Genomic DNA, 21,004 nt, shown 5'->3' with positions numbered 1-21,004 from the left:
TATTTTGATTTACTTGGGGAAATTATGGATATTACAGAGCTACTCGCCTTCTCTGTGAAAAATGGCGCGTCCGATTTACATCTTTCTGCTGGCATGCCACCAATGATTCGTGTTGACGGTGAAGTTCGTCGTATTAACTTACCAGCTCTAGAACATAAAGATGTCCACCGTTTGGTCTACGACATCATGAATGATAAACAGCGCCGTGACTATGAAGAAAAACTCGAAACTGACTTTTCTTTTGAAGTACCTAATGGTGCAGTATTTCGTACCATTCCGTCTAAAGTCCTCACCATGGAAGATCTAGGTCTAGGACAAATCTTTAAAGATATTTGCGACTATCCTCGCGGCATTGTACTGGTGACGGGGCCAACAGGTTCGGGTAAATCAACTACGCTTGCAGCGATGCTCGATTATATTAACGAAAACCGCTATGACCATATTTTAACGGTCGAAGACCCAATCGAATTTGTACACCAGTCTAAGAAATGTCTCATTAACCAGCGTGAAGTGCATCGTGACACACACGGCTTTAATGAAGCACTTCGCTCAGCACTGCGTGAAGACCCAGATATTATTTTAGTCGGTGAGATGCGTGACCTTGAAACCATTCGTTTAGCATTAACCGCTGCCGAAACAGGTCACTTGGTGTTTGGTACACTCCACACCACGTCGGCAGCAAAAACCATTGACCGTGTGATTGACGTATTCCCTGCCGAAGAAAAAGACATGGTTCGTGCCATGCTGTCAGAATCTTTACAAGCGGTTATTTCACAAACCCTGCTTAAAAAGAATGGTGGTGGCCGTGTCGCGGCACATGAGATCATGATTGGTATTCCGGCTATTCGTAACTTAATTCGTGAAAACAAAGTCGCGCAAATGTACTCAGCCATTCAAACTGGTGCCAATCATGGCATGACCACACTCGACCAAAGTTTAAAAGGCTTAGTCGCTCGCGGTGTGATTAGTCCACAAACCGCACGTACTGCGGCAAAACAGCCTGAATCCTTCCTATAAAAATAACAAAATAGCGAGAATATAATTATGGATTTTAATGACTTGCTCAACCTGATGGTTGAAAAAAAATCATCGGATCTTTTTATTACAGATGGCGTTGCGCCTTCTATGAAGATTAACGGGCAAATTGTTCCAATTTCAAAAAATAGTCTTTCTGGGGAAGTGATTGGTCAACTGTTACATTCCATCATGAGTGAAAAACAACGCAAAGAATTTGCAGACACTCGTGAATGTAACTTTGCCATTATGAACCGTGAAAAAACGGCGCGTTTTCGTGTCAGTGCTTTTCAGCAGCGCGACATGCCAGGCATGGTACTACGTCGTATTGAAACCAAGATTCCTTCAATTGATGACTTGCAGTTACCGCCTGTACTTAAAGATTTATCGATGACCAAACGCGGCATTATTATTTTCGTAGGCGCGACAGGTACAGGTAAATCCACTTCATTGGCTTCAATGATCAGCCATCGTAACCATAACTCTAAGGGCCATATCATTACCATTGAAGACCCGATTGAGTTTATTCACGAACATGCAGGTTGCATCATTACTCAGCGTGAAGTCGGGATCGATACCGACTCATTTGAAATTGCCTTGAAAAATACACTACGACAAGCGCCGGATGTGATCTTAATTGGTGAGATCCGTTCTCGTGAAGTCATGGACTACGCGATTGGCTTTGCTGAAACAGGCCATCTTGTATTAGCTACCATGCACGCTAACAACGCCAACCAAGCGCTCGACCGTATTATTCACTTTTTTGAAAGTGACCGTCATAGTCAGCTTTATATGGACTTGTCACTTAACTTAAAGGCAATGATTGCGCAGCAGCTCATTCCAACACCAGATGGTAATTCACGCCGTGCAGCAATTGAGATTTTAATTAACTCACCATTAATTTCAGACTACATCCGTAAAGGTGAAATTCATGAAATTAAAGATTTGATGAAACGCTCACGTGAACTTGGTATGCAGACCTTTGACCAAGCTTTATTTGATTTATATAAAGCTGGTCAAATTACCTACAAAGATGCACTTAAACATGCTGACTCACCGAACGATTTACGTTTAACCATTAAACTTGCAAATGAAGGTCCTGATCAATTATCAGACGGGAAACAGCATTTAACTTTTGACCGCCAGTAATTTCTTCATAAAAAAAGGAAGGTTAAACGTAACCTTCCTTTTTTATTTGTTTTCTTTATGTGAAAACGATTATTTCTTGCGCAATGCTTCCTGACATTCAGGTTCATTACAGTAACCATAGAGATTTAATGAGTGACCCGTTAAGGTAAACCCATGTTGTTCTGCTACAGAATGCTGTTCTTTCTCGATAACATCATTAGTAAATTCAATGACTTTGTTACAGTTTTGGCATACTAAGTGATCGTGATGATCTTCTTGCATGATTTCGAAAACAGAATGGTTATTTTCAAAATGATGACGTTGAATAATACCCGCAGCTTCAAATTGTGTTAACACACGGTAAACTGTTGCAAGTCCGACATCTTCCCCTTGCTCTAACAAAGTTTTGTAAATATCTTCGGCGCTAAGATGATGTTGTTTTGAATTTTCTAATAATTCCAAAATCTTAATTCGTGGAAGGGTAACTTTAAGTCCAGCTTTGCGCAAATCTTGATTGGAAATAGGCATGAAAAAAGGTCTCTCAACAAATCTCAAGTTGGAATAGGCAATAGAATTTAGATGAAGTATGATCTATCCTTTGATCAAATGCATCATAATTTATTGGGATAGTGTAGCAAAATGCAAAAACTCGTGCTGACGTTATTCGTCACTTCACTCCTAGCTGGTTGTTCAATCTTTGGTGTATATAAGGTTGATATTCCTCAAGGGACTCCATTGACTAAAGCTCAAGCCTCTCAAGTACAGGTCGGCATGAATTTCCAGCAAGTGCGCTTTTTGCTTGGTAGCCCAACAGTGACTGATCCCCTCAATCCACAACGTTGGGACTATATCTACAACTATATCCCGGGAACATATGCTAAAAAAGCGAAAATCCCCGCAGCACATGGTCAGCATTTAAAAATTTACTTTGATGAAACTGGAACCGTAACTAAAATTGAAGGTTTAGAGACTATTCCAGAATCGCAACCTGGTTTACCTGCTTCCAAAGAAGCAATTTTAACTGCCCCACCACTATAATCGTTTTTTCTAATAAAAAGAAACCCCTCTAGTGAAATACTTGAGGGGTTTTGCTTATTGAGCTGATTGCTTAAAGCGATTGCCTTTAATGTATCTGCCTACAGGGTTTTTCGCAGCACGTTTCCGGCGAATATCTTTTGGATTAATCGTTAATGGTCGATAAACCTCAACTCGATCACCCGCGTGTAATACCGCATCAGTTTCTACTTTTACTCCAAAAATGCCGAGCTGAAGTGGTTCAGGCAAATCAACTTGATTTGATAAACCACTTGCTTGAACTGCCTGTGCAGCAGTCATTCCCTCTTCAAATGGAACAGAAATTAAAAACTGTTGTTCCGGTACCGCAAAAGCGACCCAAACTTGTTGTGTACGTTCCATTAGATACTTTGTCCAATTACAGCAATCATTGCCACAATAATTGAAAGCGGCAATACGATACGTACAGCAATACGCCACAAGTTATAAAAAAGCTCATTGCTAAAATTCATCGATTTACGTAAGTGGCTAATTTTCATAATCCAACCTGCAAAAACTGCATAGATTAAGCAAATAAGTAAGCCCCACAGCATAAGAATAAGCGTGAATAAATTATGAACTTCCGGCACCGCCCAAACTGCAATTGCTACAACAATAATCACCCATTGTAAAACAGACATAAGCTGTCGCTGAGCAAGTTGTTCTCTAGCCAACTGCACAAATAACGCGGATGTCATTACTCCGGTAAATATCCACGTTAAAACGGGTAATTGAGCCTGAAGCGAGAAAAAGCCAAAAGCAACCACAGCAATGAGCTGAGCTAACCAAATTGGAAGAACAGTTTTTGTTGCGCCTTCTTGCGCCTGAACAGCACCTACACTATTTTGCCAGTAAAGCCCTAAACCTAACCCGCTCGCGACAAGTGCAAGTACAGTTGCATTACCCCACTCCTTAAACTCAACACTGGTCCAATGCCAAGGCTGTAAAGTCGAGCCCATCGTATTTGCCAACACAATAGAAGCGATTACTCCTAAGGTCATTAATAAAATGAGTATTTGGCGTGGAATAAAAGATAATACCAAGGCAGCAACTGCAAGGCCTGCAAAAATAATTTGACCGGAAATGCTTGGGGCAAACTGCGCAACTAATATATTGCTTGCAGTACTTAGAACGTTACCCGCTAAGAAAGGAATAAAAACAACAGCAAGCCAGCCAACCACACGCCATTTAGGGGAACTATCAGCTTCACGAGTTAAACTCGATAACGCATTTAAAGCGGTTGTTTTTGATCGTTTTGCTAAAGCAATTTCCAAATAACAAACTGGTAATGCCAATAACAACATAGTGCCAAACCACAATAACCAGAAATCGATTTGACGATCAATCTGGATTCCCATGGTTGGTGCCAAAGTGGCCATGATGACAAAAGATAAGCAAAACGCCATAAGAGGCGATAACCATCGTGACATAGGTATGTCCTGCATTATGCATTCCTTGAAAAAGTCTATAGATATTTTGCCCGTCTCATGCATGAAAATCAAAGTTTGCACAATAAAAAAAGCAAACCACCGAAACGATAGTTTGCCGCGCTAACTGTATATTAGAGTTTTTTTAGTTAAGGTTATGAGAAAAAACGGGCGAACCAGTTCTTTCCTTTCTTCTTTTCTTTTTCTCTAATAATCCCCATCATATTTTCTTTTACTGCCCCCACATAATCGGCATCATCATGTTGAATATGGTTAATTAACCATTTAGCCAAGATCTCTTGTAATTCTGCTTCAATGGTATGGCCCATTTCAAAACGTTCACGATATAACTCTATTTTTTTAATAAATAAGTCATGTACACGTTTATGAGGCACTCTATATTTATAATCTGCTTCCTCTTGTAAACTTTCTTCAAAGGTAAAATGTGATTGTGTATAATCAATAATATTGTCTAAAACATCTTTAATACGACGTCTATCCTCATCATCTTTTACATCATCAATCTCGTTAATATAATCCAGTATTCGTTTATGTTGCTCATCAATAACGTCAATACCAGTATTATATTCTGAAGCCCATTTCATTTTCATACATCACCCCCAATGATGTTCAATGACTGTTGCATAAACCGCATCTTATCTTTAAAGGGTATAAATAAAAACAAAGCTATTTTGTCGGCTTTAAATAAATAAAAATGAATAAATAGTTAAGATTTTGATTTTTAAAAAATTAATTAATATTAACCAACTAAAAAGATAAAGTATTTTTTAAACAAAATACTTTATTATTAAATAAACAAAAATATATATTTCTCAAGAAACTACATTTCTTTTAATAAAAAATTAATATTGGTCAGCACGAGTAATACGCTTAAGTTCAGGATTTTTCTCTTCACGTATTAATCTTTCAACTTGAGTAATCGCTTTTTTTATAGGTTTACCATGTTGAAATAAAATCATTTCACCAGGTTGATAAGCAATCCATGTTTCATTATGAGTTAAAGGTTCCGTGGTAATTACTGCAACTCGATCTTCAGGAGTCGTCACCTGACTAAAATCAACCTCAACATCTAAATCAATTAAATGTGCATTATTGAATGGATATTCTCGAACTAACCAATGTAATTTAGTAATTGCATAACTAAATAAAGCTTTACCATTCGATAAACAGAAATTAAATGTCCCATATTCTGCAATTTGAGGAGAAATCTTTTCTAATACTTCAAATATCTGCTCAAGCGTTGGTTCTTCATAACCAAATACTTCGACCAGTTGATCTAATAAATAACAAAATGCTCTTTCGCTATCGGTATTCCCTACCGGCGTAAAACGTCCGCTCAAGGGTGGATTAAAATCATGTAAATCGCCATTATGGGCAAAAATCCAGTGACGTCCCCATAACTCCCGAATAAAAGGATGTGAGTTCTCAAGCGTAATTTTGCCTTGAGTCGCCTTACGAATATGTGCGATTACATTACGTGATTTAATGGGATAATTACGAATAAGATCAGCAATTGGTGATTCAACTGCAGACTGGTTATCTACAAATAAACGGCATGCCTTATCTTCAAAAAAGGCAATACCAAAACCATCACTATGGTCAGAGGTAATTCCTGCGCGTTGTGAAAAACCACGGAAAGAAAAAGTGATATCCGTTGGTGTTGCACAATTCATTCCTAATAGCTGGCACATATTGTTTTTAAACTTTCACTTCATTACCCCATGCGTACTATTGTGCATGAGAGTAAATTGGCTTGTAAATCCCAATATGCGCTCGCTATTACAAAATATAAGATAACTTTATCGCTGAGCCATTTTGTTCATTACAAACGAAGTGGCAATTTTATTCACTTCTAAAAATACAAAGTAATCAAGACAGTTAAATTCAGCATCAAAGAAGGCATCTTTAGATAATTTAGACTGCATACTCAAATACATTTGGAATAGTTTCGGCATCCGCTCGTCTTGAGGGAAACTAAACTCCGGATATTCAGGTTCATAGATTTTTTTAGAACGAATATCGATAGTTTTAGTGTCCGGTAATTGCTGAATTTGACGGTGCGTATAGTACGCTCTAGCCAAATTATCTTGCAGATGAATACTGACACATCCCATCAAATATTTAGCACGCATTGACCACAATACTTTAGGTGCAAGATTCAGCCATAATGTTGAAAGCGCCTTACCATTACGAAAACGTGGATGTACACAAGTACGCCCTATCTCTAATACATTTGGCAAATGCGACAAGTGTGGAACAATGTCAAACTCATTAGCACTGTAACTTTGCCCTATTTCATGGCCTTGAAAGAGCTTAAGTCGTGTATAAGCAACTATCTCTCCTGTCCATTTTTCTCTTAATACAGCATGCTCACAGCCAAAATCGTAAATATCTTGATCTAAATTATCTTCAAATTGAATGCCGAATTGTTTACTAAATTGTTGTGCACGAAACCGTTGTACATCTTGTAATTCTTTTAAATTATCAACCCATTCAAAGCGGAATTGTGTTTGATTGTTAGCCTTATGGCGATTTAAAGGTAAAGTCCAGGTTTGGCGATATTGATTAAATTTTTCCAGCATAATGAACGCTCCTAGTGACACCCACTACACTAGTCAAAGCTCATGACAAAAAAATGACCAAAATTAAATGGCATAAAAAAAGACCACTTAGCGTGATCTTTTAATAAAAAATAATAAGGTTTAGTGAGTCGTTTGTGTACGGTTAGAAATGAGCGTACCAACCCCGTGATCTGTAAAGATTTCAAGTAATGTTGCGTGCGGTACACGACCGTCAACAATATGTGCGCTCACAACACCACCTTTTACAGCGTCAAGCGCACAGCCTACTTTAGGAATCATTCCACCGTAAATTACGCCTGTTTCGATTAAACGGTCAACTTCTTGTGTCGTTAAACCGGTTAAAAGGTTTTTGTTTTCATCTAATACGCCACTAATATTAGTCAGCAGAATTAATTTTTCTGCGCCTAATGCTTCTGCGACCTTCCCAGCCACCAAGTCAGCATTAATATTGTAAGTATTACCTTTTTCATCAACACCTAATGGAGCAATAACAGGAATAAAGTCGCTTTGAGTAAACATCTCTAATACGTCAGTTTTAACCCCGGTCACCTCACCAACCATACCTAAGTCGATATGTTTGATCGAACCGTCCTCTTCTTGTTTTTCCATTAATAATTTACGGGCACGTAATAGGTTGCCATCTTGACCAGTCAAGCCAATTGCACGGCCGCCGTGTTTATTAATCAAATTAACAATAGATTTGTTTACGCTACCACCTAGGACCATTTCAACCACTTCCATCGTAGCTTCATCGGTCACACGCATACCATCAATACGGTCAGACTCACGTCCTAATTGCTTTAAGAAAGAGTCAACTTGTGGGCCACCGCCATGCACAACAATCGGGTTTAAACCCACAGTTTTAAGTAAAACGATATCGCGGGCAAATGAACTTTCCAATTCAGGATCAGTCATCGCATTACCACCGTATTTCACCACCAGCGTCTTACCAGAAAAACGTTGAATATATGGCAAAGCTTCAATCAAGATTTTTGCTTTGTCGACGCCGAGATGCTGATCTTGTGGCATTGCGCCTCTCCTTATTAGGCCTCAGAAAGTTCTTGTGCAATTTGCGGATAACGCTCTTGCAACATATCAATAAATTTTTGCTGGATTTCCTTTAAACGTAAAGGATTATCAGCGTCAAATCTTACGGTAAAATACTCACCTGTATTTGATGCTCGAATAATGCCAAAACCATCATCAAAATCAAGACGTACGCCATCAATTTTACTAATTCGAGCACCCAAACGATGGCTTAAAATTTCAATATCTTGTAGTACATGTTTAGGGTCGGAATGATGGGTACCAATATAAGTATCTTCGGTACAGCATCTTTCAGGATAATTAGAAAATAAATCAGAAATTGTTGCCGCACTCGACTCAGTGAAATATTCCATTACACGTAATGCAGCGTACAAACCATCGTCATACCCAAAACCACGCCCATCATTAAATACATAATGACCCGCGTATTCGCCCCCAAAAATAGCGTTACCATTTGATTGAGATAAATACGCGCGGAGGAAGCTACTTCCCGTGCGAATCATTTTGGGTTTACCACCAAGTCGTTCTACGGTTCTTTGAACCATGAGTGAGCATTTCACATCAAATACAATTTCTTTGTCTGGTTGCTGCTCCAGACACATTTGTGCAAATAGTGACAATAAACGGTCAGCGGTAAGTATATTGGCTTTTTCATCAAGTAATACGACACGGTCGCCATCGCCATCAAGGGCAATACCAATATCTGCCCCCTGTTCAATAATCGTTTTACGTAGTTCTTTTAAATGCGCAGCATGTGAAGGGTCTGGTGCGTGATCAGGGAACTCACCATTTGGAGTCGTACGTAAAGCAATGACTTCACAACCCATTTTTTCAAGTACGAGTTTTGAGCAATGCCCTGCCGATCCATGCAGGCCATCTAATACAACTTTTAAAGGACGCTTGAGTTGAATATCGTTAAAGATTGCTTGTTGGTATTTTTTACAAAATTCTGAATTAAATTGAGGAGTTGATAATTCTAATAATGAAATTTTATGAGTAGGTACATAAGTTTGCGCAAATTCACCTACTTGCTGGATCATTTCAGGAGATGGAGGTTCACCTCTTAAAATCCATTTAATACCATTATCTGATTTAGGGTTATGGCTAGCTGTTACCATTATGCCATTACCACCAAACTCCCGTGCAATGTAGTACATCATCGGGGTTGAGCAACAACCAATATTTGTAACATTTAAACCCTGCTCTACTAATATCTCTTCGATTAAATGCGCATAAGCCGGACTCGTTAGGCGCGCATCATAACCAATAATCAGTTGAGTTTGTTCTGCTTGTTTATATTGTTGTGCCAATCCATAGGCAATTGAACGGACGACGTCCGTAGTTAAATAAGAAAGTTTGCCTCTAATATCGTAAGCACGGAAAATATTTTTTGGAAATGAGTGTCTTACATTCATAGCGTATCTTCTATTTAAAGATCAATTTGATCTATCGCAAAAACATAGAGTATTCAAAATCTGAAAAATGGGTATTTGCTAAAAAAAGTTAAAAGAATATGAGTAAAGCGTTTTGTAATATAATTCATTGTAACATTCAAGGTGTAAAAAGAAACACTTGTAAAACAAGCGTTTCTTTTCATTATTTTTTATAAATTAATTATTGTTTACCAGTGTGACCAAAACCGCCTGCGCCACGTAAAGTTTCTTCAAATTCCTCTACTTGCTCAAATTCAGCCTGAACTACTGGAACTAAAACATACTGTGCTAAACGCTCACCCGGTTCTAAACGGAAGGTGGTTTGACCACGGTTCCACACTGAAACCATCAACTCACCTTGATAGTCCGAATCAATCAAACCAACTAAGTTGCCAAGCACGATACCGTGTTTATGGCCTAAACCTGAACGCGGTAGAATTAAACCAGCAAAATTCACATCATGAATATAAATTGCCATACCTGTTTTAACCAAAACAGTTTGGCCTGGTTCAATCTCAATTGCTTCATCTAAACAGGCACGTAAATCTAAACCTGCTGACCCTGCTGTTGCATATGAAGGTAAAGGCCACTCTTTACCTAAACGCGGATCGAGCAATTTAACTTGAACTTTCATGGGATTTCCTAAAAATTAAAAAAATTAACGCTTTAATAAAGCTTTTAAATTTGCCAAATATTGTTGAGCCTGTTCTTTAGGATCAACATTTGCTGCAATTTTCTTTTTACGCCCTAACCATTCGAGCTCATCTTGCGGAAGCTCATCGAGGAAACGGCTTGGAGTCATCTGTTTCATTTGACCACCATTTTTACGCTGCTCTGCCAAAGTCAAAGTTAAGCCTTGACGTGCACGGGTAATTCCCACGTACATAAGACGGCGTTCTTCTTCAATTGTTTCAGCAGCAATCGAATTCTTATGCGGCAACAGCTCTTCTTCAAGACCCATAATATAGACATATGGGAATTCCAAACCTTTAGCGGCATGTAGAGTAAGTAAGTTCACTTTATCAGTGTCTTCTTCCTCTTGCTGTTGCTCTAACATATCAAGCAAGACTAGTTTTCGAATCACACTTTCAATGTTCTTTTCATCAACATCTTCAGCACGATTAATTAAGTTTTGAATACTACTAAACAAATTCTCAATATTATCGAGCTTACTTTTCTCTTGCGCAGGCGTTGCGGATTGCTCACGAATATAGTCGATATAACCCGCTTCATTCATCATTTGACGAACTTTAGGCACAGGCTCATCATCTTCCAACAGCTCACGTGTAAACGTCGAGATAAAGTCAGCAAACTCATGCAATTGAGTTTCTGCCTTTTTAGGAAGCACCATACTTAAGCGCTGGTCAGAAGAAGCACCAAGTAAAGACAAATTATTTTCTTGTGCAAATAGGCCCAACTTCTCAAGAGTAACTGGGCCAATCGCACGTTTAGGCGTATTAATAATACGTAAGAAAGCACTGTCATCTTCTGGGTTAATAATAAGACGTAAATAACTCATTACATCTTTAATTTCTGCACGCGCAAAGAACGATGTACCGCCAGAGAGTTTGTACGGAATCTGCATTTGGCGAAGTTGTGTTTCCAATACACGCGCCTGAAAGTTACCACGGTACAATACAGCGTAATCTTTCCAGTTCTTACCATTCATAAGTTTGTGAGTCAGTAAGTCTTTGACTACACGTTCTGCTTCATCATCATCATTACGACAGGTAATAATTCTGATGACCTCACCATGCCCTTTATCACTCCACAATTTTTTATCAAAAATATGCGGGTTATTTTGAATCACACAGTTCGCAGCTTTCAAAATACGGCTGGTCGAGCGGTAATTTTGTTCAAGCTTAATAATATGAAGATTTGGGAAATCCTGTTTAAGCAAAGCCATGTTTTCAGGCTTAGCCCCACGCCATGCATAAATCGACTGGTCATCATCACCTACGGCAGTAAACTGCCCCATTACGCCAACTAGTAATTTCACCAAAATATATTGCGCGGTGTTGGTATCTTGATACTCATCCACTAGCAAGTAACGAACACGGTTTTGCCATTTGTCACGTACTTCCGCATTTTCTTGCAATAAGCGGGTTGGCATAACAATGAGGTCATCAAAGTCAACTGCATTGTAGGCACGTAAATTACGTTCATAAAGTTGATAAAGATGGGCAAACTGGACATCTTCAGGAGTTTCACACGTCGAATGTGCTTGTTCAGGCAAAATCAGATCGTTTTTCCAATCTGAAATTTTCTTCATTGCCTTGGCAATTAGTTCTTTACTCTCTGCACCCGATAAATTATCGCGATGCATCAAATCCATCAAAATACGTTTACAGTCATCTGCATCCAAAATCGAAAAATTAGCTTTTAAAGGTAAATTTTTAAGTTCTAAACGTAAAAGATTTAAACCAAAAGTATGGAAGGTCGAAACGGACAAACCTTTTGCTTCTTCACGTGATAAAAGCTTAGTGACACGCTCTTTCATTTCACGTGCAGCTTTATTAGTAAAGGTCATCGCTGTAATACGATGCGCAGGAATACGGCAATGTTGCACCAAATAAGCAATTTTACGCGTAATTACCGATGTTTTACCTGAACCAGCGCCAGCAAGCACCAATAAAGGGCCTTGAGTATATTTCATGGCTTCTTCTTGCTTGTTGTTCAGTTGACTGGCAGATGACATCGTGTATTACCTCTTAATTTTTCGAGCATGATTATAGTCATCTCTTTTTTAGAATCCCAATAGTAAATCTACGGATATGTATAAATGATGTCTAATAATGCAATTTATGCGCCGCAGAATGTCGTGATTATTTTTTATACTTCACCCATAAAAAAACCACCCGAAGGTGGTTTTTGAAACAATAAACTAGATCTTATTGTTTAGCGTAAATGCTGATTTCTACACGGCGGTTTTGTTCACGACCAGAAGCAGTTGAGTTGTCTGCGATTGGGTTAGAAGAACCATAACCTTGTGCATCGATACGGCTAGATGGAACACCTTTACCAGCTAAATAGTTTTTAACTGATTGAGCACGCGCTTGAGATAATGGGATGTTAATAGAGTCATTACCAGTGTTATCTGTATAACCAGTAACTAAAATCGCGCTCTTGTTATCTTCAGCCAATGTTTGAGCTACTTTGTCCAAAGTTGCATAGAAGTTTGGCTTGATGTTTGATTTGTTAGTATCAAAAGTAATGCTACCAGGCATAATCAATTGAACAGAACCATCTGGGTTACGGCCTACTTCTACACCCGTACCAGCCATTTGTTCGCGTAATTTTTTCTCTTTTTGGTCAAGATATAAACCGCCAGCTGCACCAAGAACTGCACCAATTGCCGCAGCACGGTTGTTTTGACGGCTAGAGTTTGCATTTGATTTAGAAATACCGTAGCCAGCTGCTGCGCCGATCAAAGTACCTAATGCGGCTTTATCGTATTCAACGCCACCAAGGTTATTACCTGTTGTTTGACAACCAGAAAGTACTACTGCTGCCCCTACCACTGTTGAAATAACTAATGCACGCATTGCATGCCTCCTCACTTTGAGTGTTTTGTTGTTGAATGAATAATGAAACAAAAAGGAAGTATAAAACATTGATATTTTGTTAATAATAAACAGTTTAGTTATTTTTTTGTAATATTTTGATGCACTTTAAGGTGTGCACTCATCACAATTTCTTCATTGTTGTCTAAGATACCGTTGTATTTCATTTCACGATAGTTATAGTTGAACAACTTTCTATGGATTTTGGATATTCGGGGCCATTTATATGTCAACTGCACCCAATAAGCAATCTGCGCTAAAAAAAATTACACGTGGACTCACTGTAGGTACAGTCATCACAGGTAGCACTTTTTTTCATGGACCACCTGTCTTAGCTTTAGGTTTAACAAAGCTATTTAAAAAGTCTTCAAAAATTGATGAAACCAATATTCAAATTACTAATAGCTGGCTTGGTGTCAATAATTGGCTCATTGATCATGTTTTACCTAATTTAAAATGGGACATTAGCATTGACGAAGGCCTTGATCTGAATATGCAAGGTCGTTATTTAATGACTTGTAACCATCAAAGTTGGGTTGATACCACGGTAAACCAGTATTTCGGGTTAACCCGTATGCCACTTACCCGCTTTTTTACCAAGTGGGAGCTCATCTTTATTCCTTTCGTGGGTCAAGCTTTTAAAATCTTAGGCTTCCCAATGATGAAGCGTCATACAAAAGAGCAAATCGCGAAAAACCCTGAACTCAAAGACCGCGATATGATGGAAGCACGTAAAGCTTGTGAACAGCTCTTAAGTCAACCTTTTACATTATTAAATTATTTGGAAGGGACTCGTTTTACTCAGGAAAAACACGACCAACAAAAATCACCATATAAACATTTATTAAAACCTAAAGCAGGTGGTTTGGCTCTGGCGTTAAATATTTTGGGCGACAAAATTGATGCTTTAGTTGATATATTGTCTACCCTGATGGCGTACCAGGTTATGGCGATTTCTGGCTAGGTGACGTTTCAAAAATTGCGGTCAATCTTCGAAAAATTGAAATACCAGACTGGGTTCTCGGGGGTAATTATGAAGATGACCCAGTTTACCGTGAACGTTTTCAACAATGGGTACATGAACTCTGGACTGAAAAAGATCAGCTCATCGAGAAAATGAAAGCTCAATACGCGACTACGAATCTTTAAAAAAGAATCCACTTTTATGCAAAACAGTTCCGGAAAGCAAACGAAATATCACCGTGTAGATTCAAGCAGCCTTTCATTTAAGCTGTTTTTGGTCTACGACATCTTTATGGTGTTTATTATCATTTTCAATCTGTTCTGTCTTGCAGCCAATTTCTTTTTAATGAGCAGTATTGGGGCATGGTTCTTTGAACATATCCATTTGCCCCAAGTATTGTCTTTCTACCGTACCCATTTACACCCATGGGTTATTACCTCTGAAGCCTGGTTTATTGGTTTTCTAATTATTGAACTACTGGTCCGTTGGGGAATTGCTATCGTTTATAAACATCATAAGCGTTGGTTCTTCTTCCCTTTCATTCACTGGTATGAAATTTTAGCTATTATTCCTCAGCTACGTTTTCTACGTTTATTCCGTGCCGGGATTATTGCATACCGTTTACACGAACTTGGTTATCCGGTTATTCCTGAAAGCTGGAGAAAGACAGGTCTCTTTTATTACCGTGTGGTTATGGAAGAGTTGTCGGACCGCGTAGTGATTACCGTAATTGACGGTATTCGATACGAGCTTGAAACGAGTTCTAGCCATAAACAAATTATTCATGATTTGGTTAATCATCATCGTGAACAATTTACCGTAACCCTAACTGCCCTATTACAAGAATCTTTAGCAACTGCTTTAAAAGAACAAAAGCCTGCAATCACCCGAGCTGTCGGACAAATTGTAGATCAGGCAATAGAAGATACGCCTGAATTAACACAATTATTAAGGCTTATTCCACTTGTAGGGGGACGTATTGAGCAACAAATTCAAAGTATTGGTCAACGTCTTGGTGAAAATATCAGTGCTGGTTTAATAGAACCGTTAATTGAAGGTTCAGCCACACATCCTAATTCAACTTATCAATTAATTTCTCAAAAAATTAGCCATATAAATATTGATAACCATGAACTTGAGCAGCTGGTTGAGTCTGTCGTTTTTGAAACGCTAGAAGCTGTCCGTAAACAAGTTAAAGTTAAACAGTGGCAACAAACACTCGCGGAGTATGATCGAATCAAAGAATAAGCATTTATTTATTTTTTTATAAATCACGCTAGAGAATTGGTACGATTTGTTCTAGCATTTGCTCTATTTACAATAAACTTAACGATATTACAGCTCGTTTTAACGCCTTGAAGGAAGACTTATGGCTGATATCCGGATTACCGGCAGAATGGTTAACTTTAGCAGGATAACCTTCGATACGAATGATCATGATGTGATCCGCCAGCAATTATCAAATATATTAAATGAAGGTTCCTATCAGGGAACTGTCGTTATTATAGATAGTACTGTTGAACAAGAGCTTATTGCTTTAATTCAGCTGTTAGTCAGCTTAGGCTTACAGCCTATGGCTGTCATTGACGGTATTTTAGGCGACGAAGCACGCGCCATTCAGTTCCCTGTATTACCGGCAGATCAGCCATTACAACGTATTAAACCAACTGCAGAGCAAGTTGCAATTGTAGAGAAGCCTACCTCTGCACAAGCTTCAGTAGAAACAAAAAAACCACTAAATAATAATGCAGTTGCCCATATTACCTCTTATCATGATGAAATTTTGCGTACAGGCCAATCTCTTGTACAAGACCAAGGCGATATTATTTTAAAAGCTGGCATGAATAGTGGTTCCGAAGTGATTGCTTCAGGAAATATACATATTTATGGCACGGTTCGTGGTAGAGTCATTGCTGGTGCGGGTGGGCACGCTGCTGCACGCATTTTTTGCCAATCTTTAGAGGCTGAACTCGTTTCCATTGCCGGAACATATTGTGTCGCAGATGATATCCCTAAACATGTGGTAAAAAAGCCAGTACATATTTATTTAAATGAAAAGCAAGAGCTTGAATTTGAAGCTCTAGAACTTTAGTTTATTAAGCAAATCACCAAAAAACAGCCCTTTTAAGGGTGTATGTATGACCATAATAGGAGTGGATTCGGTGGCCAAAATTGTTGTCGTAACATCAGGCAAAGGTGGTGTAGGTAAAACTACAACGAGTGCATCTTTTGCAACAGGTTTAGCCCTTCGTGGTCATAAAACTGTTGTGATTGACTTTGATGTAGGCTTACGTAACCTTGATTTAATTATGGGTTGTGAGCGTCGTGTTGTTTATGATTTCGTCAATGTAATTAATAATGAAGCACGTCTGCAACAAGCCCTTATTCGCGATAAAGATATCGAAAACCTTTACATTTTGCCGGCTTCCCAAACCCGTGATAAAGATGCTTTGAGCGACGAAGGTGTTGCTCGTGTAATTGATGAGCTTTCTCAAGAATTTGATTACATTATTTGTGACTCACCTGCGGGGATCGAGCGTGGTGCAATTTTAGCAATGTACCATGCAGATGAAGCAATCATTGTGACAAACCCTGAAATTTCTTCAGTACGTGACTCTGACCGCATCATCGGAATGTTAGATAGCAAAACTAAAAAAGTTGAACACAACGAAGGACGTATACGTAAACATTTATGTATTACACGTTTTAACCCTGAACGTGCTGACCGTCAGGAAATGCTGACGATTGATGATATTTCTAAAGATATTTTACGCGTACCGACATTAGGTGTTATTCCTGAATGTCCAAGTGTATTACAAGCATCAAACGAAGGTAAGCCAGTTATTCTGTATTCAGAAACTAAAGCTGGACAAGCGTATGATGACTTGGTTGCTCGCTTTCTTGGCGAAGACCGCCCTTATCGACACATCACAGCTCAACCTAAAGGCTGGTTAGCACGACTATTTGGAGCGTAGATATGGCAGGATTCTGGAGTAAATTATTTAGCAGTGAAGAAAAACCATCAAGTGCTCAAACTGCCAAAGATCGTTTAAAAGTCATTGTTGCATCAGAACAAGGTTTAGGCCGTCGTTTAAGCCAAGACAAGATTGACCAAATGAAGAAAGAAATCATGCAGGTGGTCAGTCGTTATGTTAGCGGTGTAGGCGAACAGCATATCCAAATGCAAGTTCGTTCTGAAGCAAACATCGAAATGTTAGAAATGAATATCAATTTACCTGAAGAACGATAATTCTATTTCTGACTATTCAATAAAACAGAATCAAGGCAAAATAACGCAAGTTATTTTGCCTTTTTTAAAATGAGGAGATTGTCATGGCATTATCACAGCCAGCAACTTTCAATGAAGAATGGTCCGATGAGCGTGTTTTTGCCTACCTCAACCAACTTCCTCCAAATGGTGTGAACGCAGACTTCCATGTGCTCTACCATGCTTTCAAACATATGCGTCCAAATGACTATGAACGTCTTTTAACTAAATTTGTTGCAGATGGACGAGATATTAATGCGACTAATCCGGAAGGCGAACGCATCCATGACGTGATTGCTAAATTCCCACGTCAATCAGCGCCGTTTTTAGAAGTTTTAGCAAAGTTTGCTTAAAAATAAAAAAGCCTCATAAAGAGGCTTTTTTCTTATTTAAAATTATCGATTTCCAATCAGGAAAATACCGAAAACGGTAAAAATTCCCCCAGAAATACCATCAATCCATTTTGAAAAATTACGGTAAGCGGCTCTAAAGCTCGGTAATGAAAAAATAAAAGTCACAAAGCAGAACCATAAAATTGTTTCAACCGACACAATAATAAAAAGCAGCCAATGGACTTGATCAAGCTGAGGATTTGCTAAAAATAAAGAGAATACACTACCAAAATAGATCACAGCTTTAGGGTTCGATAAATTGGTGAGTAATCCCTTCATAAAAAATAAATACGGCGCTTTCGGTAATTCAACAGTTGTCACCTCTTCCTGCTGATTTTTTGAAAATGCCGAACGCAACATTTGGTATCCTAACCAGCATAGGTATAAACCGCCAGCAATAAGTAAACCTTGCTTTAACCAAGCCATTTTCTCAAAAATAATATTTAAGCCCATCAGTGCTAAAGAAGCCCAAAACATAACACCCACTGTTATTCCTGCAACAACCAGCATTGCTTCTTTACGAGATCGGCTCACTGCGGTCTGTGATACCAGAAAAAAATCAGGCCCTGGAGTAATAAGCGCACAAAAATGAATAAAAGCTAACGTAATTAACGCGACTAACATGTTGTCCTCCTGATTTGTTTCATTGTTATTTATTGAGAAGCACACATTAGCATTTTTTACTATTTGATAAAATCTCAAACTACCCGTAGTAATAATTATTTTTAACCATAAAAAAAGCCTCCGAAGAGGCTTAATTTTAACTATAGATATTAAACTAAAATATCGCGCTTACCGTTGGCCCCCATAGCACTCACAATCCCATTCTCTTCCATTTGATCAATGATACGAGCGGCACGGTTATAACCAAGGCTAAACTTACGCTGTAATGAAGATGTAGAAGCTTTTCGAGTTTCTAAAACAAACGATACACATTGATCATAAAGTGCATCACGGTCTGAACCACCCTCACCTTCTTCAAAGCCACGCGAAGCAGGCTCCTCATCAAATGGAGTTAAGATCTCATCTACGTAGTCTGGTTCGCCACGTTCACGCCATGCATCACAAATACGGTTAACTTCATCATCACTAATAAATGCACCATGCACACGTTCTGGCTCAATCTTACCTGGTCCTAAGAACAGCATATCACCGTGGCCTAACAAGTCTTCTGCACCACCTGCATCCAAAATAGTACGTGAGTCAATTTTACTGTTTACACGTAAAGCTACACGCGTTGGAATATTGGCTTTAATAAGGCCTGTAATGACATCTACCGATGGACGTTGAGTTGCAAGCAATAAGTGAATACCAGCAGCACGAGATTTTTGCGCCAAACGCGTAATCATTTCTTCTGCTTTCTTGCCTACCTGCATAATCATGTCGGCAAACTCATCTGCCACAATCACAATTGATGGTAATGGCGTTAAACGAGGTGCACGCTCTTGTGTCGCTGAATCACTTGGTTTCCATGTTGGATCAATCAAGTCTTCTCCATTTGCAAGCGCTTCTTCAACTTTTCGGTTGTAGTCACTTAACTTACGAATTTTTAAGAACGACATAAGTTTATAACGACGTTCCATTTCATTTACACACCAGTTTAATGCACTCACTGCATCTTTCATGTCAGTGACTACAGGCGTTAATAAATGCGGAATATCGTTGTAGTTGGCTAATTCAAGCTGTTTCGGGTCGATTAAAATCAGACGCAATTGGTCAGGGGTATATTTAAGTAACATCGATAAAATCATCGAGTTAACGGCAACAGATTTACCCGAACCTGTAGTACCCGCAACCAACATATGCGGTGCTTTTGCCAAGTCTGTTAGTACCGGATTACCTGAAATATCTTTACCCATTGCCATACTAATGAGAGCACTTGGGTCACGATATGCGGGTGTTTCCAAGAGTTCAATCAAACGTACCATTTCACGAGCACTATTTGGAACTTCAATACCAATATATGGTTTACCCGGAATAACCTCTACTACACGTACAGAAGCCATAGACATTGAACGTGCCAAGTCACGGGAAATATTAGTCACTTTAGATGCTTTCACACCCGGTGCTAAATCTAATTCAAACCGTGTAACCACTGGACCCGGCTGAGCTTCAACCACTTGAGCCTTCACATTAAACTCTTGTAACTTGATCTCAAGTAACTCAGACAAACGAGAAAGCTGTTCCTCGGTAAAGTTAACTTTCTTATTTGGATCAACCTTATCAAGCAATTCAAAGCCCGGTAATGTTGGTAAATCTAAACGCTTTTTAGCCACTTGCATGGCACGAGACATTGGTCGACCTGATGCATCTGTTAAAGGCGCATCAAAATCAAACTCATCCTCAAGGTCATCCTGAGGTTTTCCAGCAGTTTCCTGCCAAGCTTCAATAAATTCTTCTTTTGACAGCTTCTCTGCACCAATCGTAGTTTGAATAGGCGCTTTTACAAAAGCCGAAGATTGCGCATAGCTACTTGCCTTGATCGGTTGAGTTGCTGGCGGGATATCCTCATCAATCAATAAGTCGTCAAAATCATCAAAGACTTCTTCATTCGATAAATTTTTAGGTGACTGATTTAAATTCGATACAGGTACAGATGATTCAACTAATGTTTGAGGAGCTTGCGGTGTAACTTCTGGTTCAACATGATGATCTTGAACAAATGGCGTATGCACGTCAGTTGCCGTTTTACTATTTGGAACTGCAGCAAGTAGTTCATCAAAAATCTCATCATCATTCCAATCTAAACCTTGATGAGTATTCGATGGTTGATTTTGTTTAGCCTGATAAACTGTTTGCTGAAATTGCTCATGAGTCGAAGGCTGTTCACTTGAATCATCAGCAGCTCTTAACAGCGCATCAATTTCTTGTTTATGGCTTACATCATCACGCTGTAACGCACGCCAAACCTCCCCCGTAGCCACTAAACGCTCACTGTCTTTTTTAAGTTGTTGGGCTTGCTCAAGTGTACGCTCAAAGTTTTCTGGCTGAGGAGTTGGTTTTTCTTCAATCGTTTCAGGTTGACTTTGTTCTTTAGCTAAAACGTCAGCAAATAAACGCTCTGCTATTTCATCATGTCGTGTAGAGCTCGCTTTGCTTTGAGCCTTTTCTG

General features: G+C 38.9%; 21 protein-coding genes and 1 pseudogene. 9 read left to right on the top strand and 13 right to left on the bottom strand.

Annotated elements, in window-relative coordinates; translation table 11 throughout:
- Positions 1 to 24 precede the first annotated feature (24 nt).
- Entirely contained in the window at positions 25 to 1,017 is a 993-nt protein-coding gene (locus tag C1642_RS06595) for a type IV pilus twitching motility protein PilT (protein ID WP_103236094.1), read from the top strand.
- 27 nt (positions 1,018 to 1,044) lie between these two features.
- Entirely contained in the window at positions 1,045 to 2,163 is a 1,119-nt protein-coding gene (locus C1642_RS06590; RefSeq protein WP_103236093.1) for a PilT/PilU family type 4a pilus ATPase, read from the top strand.
- Between the two features lie 69 nt (positions 2,164 to 2,232).
- Here the strand turns inward: C1642_RS06590 and fur are convergent, their stop codons facing one another.
- Positions 2,233 to 2,670: a ferric iron uptake transcriptional regulator gene (fur, locus tag C1642_RS06585; RefSeq protein WP_001122847.1), complete on the bottom strand. Its 438-nt coding sequence runs from the start codon at positions 2,668 to 2,670 to the stop codon at positions 2,233 to 2,235.
- A 111-nt stretch (positions 2,671 to 2,781) separates the two neighbouring features.
- On the opposite strand from fur, the gene C1642_RS06580 reads away from it, so the two are divergent.
- Positions 2,782 to 3,180, top strand: coding sequence for an outer membrane protein assembly factor BamE (locus C1642_RS06580; RefSeq protein ID WP_001170993.1), 399 nt, complete (start codon positions 2,782 to 2,784; stop codon positions 3,178 to 3,180).
- A 54-nt stretch (positions 3,181 to 3,234) separates the two neighbouring features.
- Here the strand turns inward: C1642_RS06580 and C1642_RS06575 are convergent, their stop codons facing one another.
- The 10 genes from C1642_RS06575 to C1642_RS06525 all read right to left on the bottom strand — a co-directional run bounded on the left by C1642_RS06575 (position 3,235) and on the right by C1642_RS06525 (position 13,250).
- Complete coding sequence (locus C1642_RS06575) at positions 3,235 to 3,558, bottom strand: RnfH family protein (protein ID WP_000442585.1); 324 nt, start codon at positions 3,556 to 3,558, stop codon at positions 3,235 to 3,237.
- Complete coding sequence (locus C1642_RS06570; RefSeq protein WP_103236092.1) at positions 3,558 to 4,625, bottom strand: hypothetical protein; 1,068 nt, start codon at positions 4,623 to 4,625, stop codon at positions 3,558 to 3,560. Before C1642_RS06570 ends, C1642_RS06575 begins: the two co-directional genes overlap by 1 nt.
- Positions 4,626 to 4,777: 152 nt before the next feature.
- Positions 4,778 to 5,233, bottom strand: a complete 456-nt coding sequence (locus C1642_RS06560) for a bacteriohemerythrin (RefSeq protein ID WP_000782976.1) — start codon at positions 5,231 to 5,233, stop codon at positions 4,778 to 4,780.
- A 252-nt stretch (positions 5,234 to 5,485) separates the two neighbouring features.
- Positions 5,486 to 6,334: a class II glutamine amidotransferase gene (locus C1642_RS06555; RefSeq protein WP_000336551.1), complete on the bottom strand. Its 849-nt coding sequence runs from the start codon at positions 6,332 to 6,334 to the stop codon at positions 5,486 to 5,488.
- 108 nt (positions 6,335 to 6,442) lie between these two features.
- Positions 6,443 to 7,225 (bottom strand): GNAT family N-acetyltransferase, encoded by a 783-nt coding sequence (locus tag C1642_RS06550; RefSeq protein ID WP_000890283.1) that lies wholly within the window; start codon positions 7,223 to 7,225, stop codon positions 6,443 to 6,445.
- Between the two features lie 120 nt (positions 7,226 to 7,345).
- Positions 7,346 to 8,254 (bottom strand): acetylglutamate kinase, encoded by a 909-nt coding sequence (gene argB, locus C1642_RS06545; protein WP_001135419.1) that lies wholly within the window; start codon positions 8,252 to 8,254, stop codon positions 7,346 to 7,348.
- Positions 8,255 to 8,268: 14 nt separating this feature from the next.
- Positions 8,269 to 9,687, bottom strand: a complete 1,419-nt coding sequence (locus C1642_RS06540) for a phosphomannomutase/phosphoglucomutase (RefSeq protein ID WP_103236091.1) — start codon at positions 9,685 to 9,687, stop codon at positions 8,269 to 8,271.
- A gap of 199 nt (positions 9,688 to 9,886) precedes the next feature.
- Positions 9,887 to 10,339 carry a dUTP diphosphatase gene (gene dut / locus C1642_RS06535; RefSeq protein WP_000868152.1) on the bottom strand — a complete coding sequence of 151 codons (453 nt, stop codon included), beginning with the start codon at positions 10,337 to 10,339 and terminating at the stop codon, positions 9,887 to 9,889.
- Positions 10,340 to 10,363: 24 nt separating this feature from the next.
- Positions 10,364 to 12,403, bottom strand: coding sequence for a DNA helicase Rep (gene rep / locus C1642_RS06530; RefSeq protein WP_000093035.1), 2,040 nt, complete (start codon positions 12,401 to 12,403; stop codon positions 10,364 to 10,366).
- Between the two features lie 193 nt (positions 12,404 to 12,596).
- A complete protein-coding gene (locus C1642_RS06525) occupies positions 12,597 to 13,250 on the bottom strand; it encodes an OmpA family protein (protein WP_001202415.1) in 654 nt (217 codons plus the stop codon).
- A gap of 244 nt (positions 13,251 to 13,494) precedes the next feature.
- Here C1642_RS06525 and C1642_RS06520 point away from each other — a divergent pair.
- The 6 genes and pseudogenes from C1642_RS06520 (at position 13,495) to C1642_RS06495 (ending at position 17,853) form a co-directional block, all read left to right on the top strand.
- Positions 13,495 to 14,417, top strand: a pseudogene (locus C1642_RS06520) (acyltransferase).
- A 16-nt stretch (positions 14,418 to 14,433) separates the two neighbouring features.
- A complete protein-coding gene (locus C1642_RS06515) occupies positions 14,434 to 15,480 on the top strand; it encodes a hypothetical protein (protein ID WP_001181638.1) in 1,047 nt (348 codons plus the stop codon).
- A gap of 121 nt (positions 15,481 to 15,601) precedes the next feature.
- Positions 15,602 to 16,324, top strand: a complete 723-nt coding sequence (gene minC / locus C1642_RS06510) for a septum site-determining protein MinC (RefSeq protein WP_000763675.1) — start codon at positions 15,602 to 15,604, stop codon at positions 16,322 to 16,324.
- A gap of 70 nt (positions 16,325 to 16,394) precedes the next feature.
- Positions 16,395 to 17,207 carry a septum site-determining protein MinD gene (gene minD, locus C1642_RS06505; RefSeq protein ID WP_001074362.1) on the top strand — a complete coding sequence of 271 codons (813 nt, stop codon included), beginning with the start codon at positions 16,395 to 16,397 and terminating at the stop codon, positions 17,205 to 17,207.
- 2 nt (positions 17,208 to 17,209) lie between these two features.
- Positions 17,210 to 17,482 carry a cell division topological specificity factor MinE gene (minE, locus tag C1642_RS06500; protein ID WP_000896934.1) on the top strand — a complete coding sequence of 91 codons (273 nt, stop codon included), beginning with the start codon at positions 17,210 to 17,212 and terminating at the stop codon, positions 17,480 to 17,482.
- Between the two features lie 83 nt (positions 17,483 to 17,565).
- Positions 17,566 to 17,853 carry a PA4642 family protein gene (locus C1642_RS06495; protein ID WP_001218560.1) on the top strand — a complete coding sequence of 96 codons (288 nt, stop codon included), beginning with the start codon at positions 17,566 to 17,568 and terminating at the stop codon, positions 17,851 to 17,853.
- A 42-nt stretch (positions 17,854 to 17,895) separates the two neighbouring features.
- Here C1642_RS06495 and rhtC read toward each other — a convergent pair whose 3' ends face one another.
- Positions 17,896 to 18,516, bottom strand: a complete 621-nt coding sequence (gene rhtC, locus C1642_RS06490) for a threonine export protein RhtC (protein WP_000959263.1) — start codon at positions 18,514 to 18,516, stop codon at positions 17,896 to 17,898.
- Between the two features lie 149 nt (positions 18,517 to 18,665).
- A partial coding sequence (locus tag C1642_RS06485; RefSeq protein WP_103236090.1) for a DNA translocase FtsK occupies positions 18,666 to 21,004 on the bottom strand: 2,339 nt, incomplete at its 5' end.

The sequence above is a fragment of the Acinetobacter sp. AKBS16 genome (genome assembly GCF_002899995.1).
Taxonomy (GTDB): Bacteria; Pseudomonadota; Gammaproteobacteria; order Pseudomonadales; family Moraxellaceae; genus Acinetobacter; species Acinetobacter baumannii.
The sequence above is the reverse complement of the archived record's forward strand: the minus strand, read 5'-3'. Positions and strand labels throughout refer to the sequence as shown.

Excerpts from the sequence above, each read along its gene's own strand:
- C1642_RS06540 (WP_103236091.1), bottom strand. The coding sequence starts at position 9,687 with ATGAATGTAAGACACTCATTTCCAAAAAATATTTTCCGTGCTTACGAT.
- rhtC (WP_000959263.1), bottom strand. The coding sequence starts at position 18,516 with ATGTTAGTCGCGTTAATTACGTTAGCTTTTATTCATTTTTGTGCGCTT.
- C1642_RS06515 (WP_001181638.1), top strand. The coding sequence starts at position 14,434 with ATGCAAAACAGTTCCGGAAAGCAAACGAAATATCACCGTGTAGATTCA.
- C1642_RS06560 (WP_000782976.1), bottom strand. The coding sequence starts at position 5,233 with ATGAAAATGAAATGGGCTTCAGAATATAATACTGGTATTGACGTTATT.
- minE (WP_000896934.1), top strand. The coding sequence starts at position 17,210 with ATGGCAGGATTCTGGAGTAAATTATTTAGCAGTGAAGAAAAACCATCA.
- C1642_RS06495 (WP_001218560.1), top strand. The coding sequence starts at position 17,566 with ATGGCATTATCACAGCCAGCAACTTTCAATGAAGAATGGTCCGATGAG.
- C1642_RS06570 (WP_103236092.1), bottom strand. The coding sequence starts at position 4,625 with ATGTCACGATGGTTATCGCCTCTTATGGCGTTTTGCTTATCTTTTGTC.
- rep (WP_000093035.1), bottom strand. The coding sequence starts at position 12,403 with ATGTCATCTGCCAGTCAACTGAACAACAAGCAAGAAGAAGCCATGAAA.
- C1642_RS06550 (WP_000890283.1), bottom strand. The coding sequence starts at position 7,225 with ATGCTGGAAAAATTTAATCAATATCGCCAAACCTGGACTTTACCTTTA.
- C1642_RS06575 (WP_000442585.1), bottom strand. The coding sequence starts at position 3,558 with ATGGAACGTACACAACAAGTTTGGGTCGCTTTTGCGGTACCGGAACAA.
- argB (WP_001135419.1), bottom strand. The coding sequence starts at position 8,254 with ATGCCACAAGATCAGCATCTCGGCGTCGACAAAGCAAAAATCTTGATT.
- C1642_RS06580 (WP_001170993.1), top strand. The coding sequence starts at position 2,782 with ATGCAAAAACTCGTGCTGACGTTATTCGTCACTTCACTCCTAGCTGGT.
- C1642_RS06555 (WP_000336551.1), bottom strand. The coding sequence starts at position 6,334 with ATGTGCCAGCTATTAGGAATGAATTGTGCAACACCAACGGATATCACT.
- dut (WP_000868152.1), bottom strand. The coding sequence starts at position 10,339 with ATGAAAGTTCAAGTTAAATTGCTCGATCCGCGTTTAGGTAAAGAGTGG.
- C1642_RS06590 (WP_103236093.1), top strand. The coding sequence starts at position 1,045 with ATGGATTTTAATGACTTGCTCAACCTGATGGTTGAAAAAAAATCATCG.
- fur (WP_001122847.1), bottom strand. The coding sequence starts at position 2,670 with ATGCCTATTTCCAATCAAGATTTGCGCAAAGCTGGACTTAAAGTTACC.
- C1642_RS06595 (WP_103236094.1), top strand. The coding sequence starts at position 25 with ATGGATATTACAGAGCTACTCGCCTTCTCTGTGAAAAATGGCGCGTCC.
- minC (WP_000763675.1), top strand. The coding sequence starts at position 15,602 with ATGGCTGATATCCGGATTACCGGCAGAATGGTTAACTTTAGCAGGATA.
- C1642_RS06525 (WP_001202415.1), bottom strand. The coding sequence starts at position 13,250 with ATGCGTGCATTAGTTATTTCAACAGTGGTAGGGGCAGCAGTAGTACTT.